Source organism: Leisingera sp., from assembly GCF_034669605.1.
Lineage (GTDB): Bacteria > Pseudomonadota > Alphaproteobacteria > Rhodobacterales > Rhodobacteraceae > Leisingera.
This window is the reverse complement of the sequence record NZ_JAXMOX010000264.1, coordinates 1-5,469: the sequence shown is the minus strand read 5'-3', so window position 1 is coordinate 5,469 and position 5,469 is coordinate 1. Positions and strand designations below refer to the sequence as shown.

At 62.1% G+C, this 5,469-nt stretch carries 7 protein-coding genes; 2 read left to right on the top strand and 5 right to left on the bottom strand.

The window, feature by feature from the left end; genetic code table 11:
• Window positions 1–58: 58 nt before the first annotated feature.
• The 3 genes from VOI29_RS22310 to VOI29_RS22300 all read right to left on the bottom strand — a co-directional run bounded on the left by VOI29_RS22310 (window position 59) and on the right by VOI29_RS22300 (window position 1,244).
• Window positions 59–592 carry a hypothetical protein gene (locus tag VOI29_RS22310; protein ID WP_323783794.1) on the bottom strand — a complete coding sequence of 178 codons (534 nt, stop codon included), beginning with the start codon at window positions 590–592 and terminating at the stop codon, window positions 59–61.
• A gap of 67 nt (window positions 593–659) precedes the next feature.
• Window positions 660–788, bottom strand: a complete 129-nt coding sequence (locus tag VOI29_RS22305) for a hypothetical protein (RefSeq protein WP_323783792.1) — start codon at window positions 786–788, stop codon at window positions 660–662.
• 30 nt (window positions 789–818) lie between these two features.
• Window positions 819–1,244: a MerR family DNA-binding protein gene (locus VOI29_RS22300; protein ID WP_323783790.1), complete on the bottom strand. Its 426-nt coding sequence runs from the start codon at window positions 1,242–1,244 to the stop codon at window positions 819–821.
• A gap of 90 nt (window positions 1,245–1,334) precedes the next feature.
• Between VOI29_RS22300 and VOI29_RS22295 the strand changes: the two genes are divergently transcribed.
• Window positions 1,335–2,363, top strand: coding sequence for a lysylphosphatidylglycerol synthase transmembrane domain-containing protein (locus VOI29_RS22295; protein ID WP_323783788.1), 1,029 nt, complete (start codon window positions 1,335–1,337; stop codon window positions 2,361–2,363).
• Window positions 2,350–3,618 carry an MFS transporter gene (locus VOI29_RS22290; protein ID WP_323783786.1) on the top strand — a complete coding sequence of 423 codons (1,269 nt, stop codon included), beginning with the start codon at window positions 2,350–2,352 and terminating at the stop codon, window positions 3,616–3,618. Before VOI29_RS22295 ends, VOI29_RS22290 begins: the two co-directional genes overlap by 14 nt.
• Before the next feature lie 43 nt (window positions 3,619–3,661).
• Here VOI29_RS22290 and VOI29_RS22285 read toward each other — a convergent pair whose 3' ends face one another.
• On the bottom strand, window positions 3,662–4,102 hold the full coding sequence (locus tag VOI29_RS22285; RefSeq protein WP_323783784.1) for a cytochrome c: 441 nt from the start codon (window positions 4,100–4,102) through the stop codon (window positions 3,662–3,664).
• Window positions 4,099–5,367 carry an ABC transporter ATP-binding protein gene (locus VOI29_RS22280; protein ID WP_416361578.1) on the bottom strand — a complete coding sequence of 423 codons (1,269 nt, stop codon included), beginning with the start codon at window positions 5,365–5,367 and terminating at the stop codon, window positions 4,099–4,101. Before VOI29_RS22280 ends, VOI29_RS22285 begins: the two co-directional genes overlap by 4 nt.
• Between the last annotated feature and the right edge of the window lie 102 nt (window positions 5,368–5,469).

The window sequence follows — 5,469 nt, the reverse complement described above, 5'->3', positions numbered from 1 at the left end:
GGACCCGGCGACAATCGCCGCCCTGTGACTGCGGCCGAGCCAAGGCCGAAGAGCAAAGTTACACCAACTCCCGGGACACTATCCGGCTGTCGATCACTGTTGCGTATAGGGGCAAGGCGCTGACCAGCGTCGCGTAAAGGTAAACTCCGGAAATGTTCTCAAAAAAGGCGGACCGGACAAGTGTGGGCCCAACCACCTGCAGCGCCTGCCAGTGATCCCCTCCGAACGAGCCGAACCAGTCGGCCGAGACGAAATAGATTACCCCATGCGGCAGGACGAAAATGACGACCCTTGCAGGCAGGTCGATCAGGAGGATACGGGCCGGCGCGGCTCTTTCTCGCTGTTTGTCGGTACTTACGGCAAAAAGAAAAAAGCTCACGTAGTTGACGGCAAATACAACAGGTAAACCGTTTGTCACGACCTGCCGCAGAAACCGGCTGAACGCGGGCCCGCTACTCAGCAGCAACGCCCCGAAGCCCGGAGTGAGGGCGATATAGAGGAGCAGTGGCGGAAACAGGCCTGCGCAACTGACAACCAAGGTGTTACGGGCAAATTGCCAGGCAGGCATATTGAGGCTGAAGTATGTATTCATTGCACTGCACATTGCCAGCCATTCCAGCGCGAAGCCTAGGGGAAGGGCTCAAAAAGTCCTCAAAACGTTATGTTTTACCGCTTAGTTTATCCGCCAACATATTCAAGCAACGGCGGGCAAAGAACGGCATCGACGAAAACCATTCATCCGCTGCGGTCGCGAAACCGCTTCCTGCCCAGCCCTGAAAAAATGTCATCACGCCGTCATCATGAACAGGTTTTTCTTTTCAGGAAGTGCCTTCTGAATTCTCAGCACTCTCGATTGCCTCAAGGATTGCACAGTCAGCAAGGCTTCCCTCTCCAGGGCAGGCGTCAACGAGGCGGTCAAGCGTCTCCCGGATGCGGATCAAACCTGCGATCTTGGCTTGCACTTCGCCGCGCTTGGCTTTGGCCTGTGCCTGCACATCCTTGCAGCTTACACCGGGCGCCTCCAGCAGCGCCAGCAGGCCAGCCGTCTCTGCCAGCGAAAACCCGAGCCGCTTGGCCCCGGTAATGAACCTGAGCCGCTGCAATGTCCCGCCGCCATAGTCACGCGGGCCGCCTGCACTTGGCCGCGGTGGCTGGCGGATCAGCCCCTTGCGCTCATAGAAACGGATAGTCTCCACTCCGATCCCCGCAGAATGGGCGGCTTTTCCGATCGTCAATGCTGTCATGGCAGCCTCCTCTCCGGATGAATCATTGACTCCGTACCATGATACGGAGGGTAGCATGTCCGGCAGGCGAGGGCTGCAAGCAGGATCGGCATGGGACTTTTCATCAAACGCTGGCTTCTTCCCGTCTTGGGGGCAGGATTGGCGCTCTGGCTGATATTCTGGCTGTACGGGAGCCTCGACTTCGTTCGCTTCCTCGACGGGTTGCGCCATGCCAATCCGGTTTGGCTGTTTGTGCTGGCCGCCACGATCCTGCTGGAACAGCTGCTGAGCGGCTGGAAGTGGCGGCAGATCCTTTATGACGTGAAACCGGTTGGCACGCTGCCGCTGACAGGTGCGCTGCTCGCGGGATACGGCGTGAACGTGCTTGTGCCGCTGGGCGTCAGCCCGCTGGTTCGGGCTTGGCTGATCGCGCGCCTGCACGGGTTGAAAATGGGCACGGTTCTTTCGACAGCAATCATTGCGCGGTTTCTTGACGGCGTCGTGTTTGCGCTTTTCGCCGGTGCGGTGGCTGCGGCGGGGCGCATTCCGCAGATTGATGGAGACCTGCGCATCGGCCTCAGCGTTGCGGGCGCCGTGAATCTTCTGCTATTCGGCGGGCTGCTTTGGGGGCTCTTTCGTTTCCGCAGCCTCTTCACCCGCAGGGAACCGCTGATCAACCGTCTCTTCGACTGGATCAGCGGGCGCATGGGCGCGGACGGCCCCAGGCTGAGGGCGTCGCTTGGCGCGGGCATTGTCTGGCCAAGGGCGCGTGCGCGGCGCATCGCGGCAATCGCCGCCGCCGTCGCAGGCAAGCTGGTGGCGGCGACGCATTTTCTCTGGGCAGGATTTGCGGCGGGTGTGGTGCTGAGACCCTGGGACTACCTGTTTCTCATGGTTTTTGCAGGCTTTGCCATGGTCCTCGGGCGGTTTGTGCGGATTCCGGCGGGCTTTGTTTTTGGAGCGGGCTTTGCGCTCAAGGCACTTGGGGTTGCTGACGAGCCGGCGCTTCTGATGATCCTCTTCAGCTATATCCTCACGATTATCTTTGTGGTCGGCATTGGGCTTGTTGTGCTTTGGCAATCGGGTTTCGACATCCGCCATGCGCGGCTTGAGGCGGAGCCAGGCAATGCCGGGCAATGAAGCGCAAAAAGCCGCAGGCCGGCGGCGGTTCTGGCGGATTGCCGGAGCGGGGGCGGCCTTTCAGGGCGGATCCGCGGCAGTGGACAGCGCAACGGTGGTTGCCAGCCTGACCCACATGCTGACGGGCAGCGCTCTGGCCGTCGGCTATGCCAGCGCCGTGCTGCGGCTGGGATGGCTGCTGCCGCAGCTGCCGGTGGGATACCTCGCCGAACGCACCGAGCGCAGGATGCCGTTTTATGCTTTTGGTGCTTTTGGCCGGGCTGCTGCAGCCGGAGCCATCGCGGTTCTGCTCTGGCAGGGAGCGGACTGGCCGCAGGTTCCGCTCACCGCAGGCTTTCTCGCGCTCTGGACAGTCTATGCTTTTGTCAGCGGTGTCGTTGCGGTGCCATACAACGACATTGTCGGGCGTGCGATCCCCTCCGGCCGCCGCAGCCGGATGCTGGCCTGGCGGTTCTTCGGCGGCGGGCTGCTCGCCATCGCCGCCGCGGGCGCGTTGCGGCTGGCCTTCGGCGTGATGCCGCCGCTGAAGACCTATGCGTTCATGTTTGCTCTGGGTTCGGCGCTGATGCTCCTCTCCTCAGCGCTATTTGTCTCGGCAGGAGAGCCGCCTTCAGCCCCCCGCAAGCGCACAAGCGCCCGAAGCGTAGGAGTGGCTGGCTTTCTGCGCGAGGGGCTGGCCACCTTCCGGAAGGACCGCGCCTTCCGCCTGTTCCTGATCTTTCACTGGCTTGGCTCCGCAACGCTGATGGCGCTGCCGTTCTACGTCGTTGCAGCACGCGAGAGTGGCATCGGGTTGGCCGGAGTTGGCACCCTGCTGGCCGCGCAGACTGCCGGAGCGCTGGTCTCGAACCCGCTTTGGGGCCGCATCGGCGATGGCATTGGTAAATTGCAGCTTTTGCGGATGGTATCGATGCTCCGCCTCCTGTCCCCCGCCCTCGTGCTTGTCCTGCTCGCCGCCGGGACGGGCATTGCCGGCTTTGCAGCGCTCTATCTTGTCATCGGCGCAATGATGAATGGCGTGACCATCGGCTACCTGAGCTTTCTCATGGAAATCTCGCCGGAGGAGCGGCGCCCCGCCTATTCAGCGTGGTTCAACACCTTCGCTGCGCCCGCCGCGCTGTCTCCCTTGCTGGGCGCCCTGCTCGCCAGCCTGATCGCCACCCCTGCGGTTTTTGCCGCGGCCATCGCCGCCGCTCTTGCCCAATTTGCGGTGCTGAACCAACTGGACCGGCTGGCCGGGGAGGCTGCACCTTGATCCAAGAGCCGTACTGCTTCCGGCCCGGTCTCCCGCATCCGGACTATTCAATCCCGTTTACGCGCTGCAGCTCCCGCACATATTGGGTGATGCCCTTGACGTCGCCATCGGTCAGGCCCTGCTGCGGAGGCATGCTGCCGAAATCCCAGTGGTGCGCGCGCACGCCGTTGCGGACGGCGAGCAAAAAGGCGGCGTCGCCATGGTGCGAGGGTTCATAGATCTTATGAACCAGCGGCGGCCCCATGCCGTTGCGGCCCGCGGCATTGTCCCCGTGGCAGTCCGCACAGACGGCGTCGAAGGCGCGCTTGCCGATCTTTGCAGTCTCACTCAAATCCGGCGGCAGCTTAACCTCGGCAAGCAAGGCACCGGTTTCCAGCGCGGCGCGCTGAGTAGGTACGTCGTTTCCGCTCGTGCTGCTGTAAACGTAATAGGCCGCCACCACTGCCACGGCTGCAGCGGCCATGATGGCAAGGTTCTTGTTCATGAGGGTCTCTTTCTTTCAATGGTGAATGATTTACCGCGAAGGGCTGGTTTCGGGTCAAACTGATGCTGGCCTTCAGCGGACGCCGGTCTGAACACTCCGCCGGAGCGGAACGCGAAGGCGCGGATTTCCTGGTAGCGGATCCGCACATCCTCGCTTTGCTGGTAGAAGCGGAACAGATCCTTCAGCGGCGATGAAAACTCCTTGTGGGCCGAAAGCATCGCCACAAGTGCGCCAAGCGAGACCCGTTCCTGCAATACAAAAAAGCCGCCCAGAGAATAGAACAGAAACGGGGTCAGGGCGGTCAGGAAGTTGTTGATCGCCTTGGCCAGGAATTTCAGCCGGTGGATTTGCAGGCGCAGGTCCTGCAGTCGCCGGAAACTGCGCGCAACCGGCAGCACGCCCTGCCCCGAAGCCCGCATGTCCCGGTCCAGATTTTCCCCCAGCAGGCGCATCTCGCGGATCCGTTTGCGGGACGCGGCGTTCACCCGCCGCTGCAATCTCGGCACGATGATCAGCTGCAGCGGAAGCACCGTCAGGGCGGCTGCGGCGAGGATCGGATCCTGCACGAACATGAACAGAAGGATCGTCGCCAGCGTCCCGCCCTGTAGCAGCGGGACGGTCAGCAGTTCAGAGGCAAAGCCGCCGACAGGTTCAACCTCGGGGCCAAGAACCGGCATGATGGAAGCCTGGCGCTCCGCGGGCTGATCCTGCCTCCACTGGCGGTAGACGGCCAGCCGCAGCCGGCGCACGAAGCTTTCGGCAACCCGGCCCTTGCGGATGTTCAGCCAGTATTTGTTGAGACCGATGAGCGAAATGGCCGCCAGATAGGCGCCGCAGAGCAGAAACAGTAGCGAGACTTGCGAGAGTTCGAAGCCCAAGACCAGAACCGCGGCGTCTCCGCCTTCGAAGACACGGTTCACAATCTGCTTGGGCAATTCTAGCGTCAGATAGAGGATCGGCATTGCGGTCAAGCTGAGCAGGACCAGAATCTTTTGCTGCCGTCCGGTCATCCGCAGGATATAGCGCGGCAACCCCGGTTCCAATCCGCCAGTCCGCAGCGGGGCGGAAATGAACGGTGCTTTTCCCCGCAAAAAACACCTGCGCAGCAGCCAGGCGGCCTGGCCTGCCAGGGTCAGCACAAGCAGCGCCGGCGCCAGCACCAACACCAGATGCATCACCGGATGCAGCCATCCGGGTGCGGTATCATCATACCAGAACCCGAAAGCGCCCGCGGCGTCGTGTGTGAGAGTATGCAGATCCAGCATCGCGGGAATGATTGCCTGTTGTCTGATGTTCACCTGCGGCGCCGAAACGTTAGTGTTCTTCTGCTCCTGGGCGCCGGCTGGGACCGCTGGGGTTTGACAAGG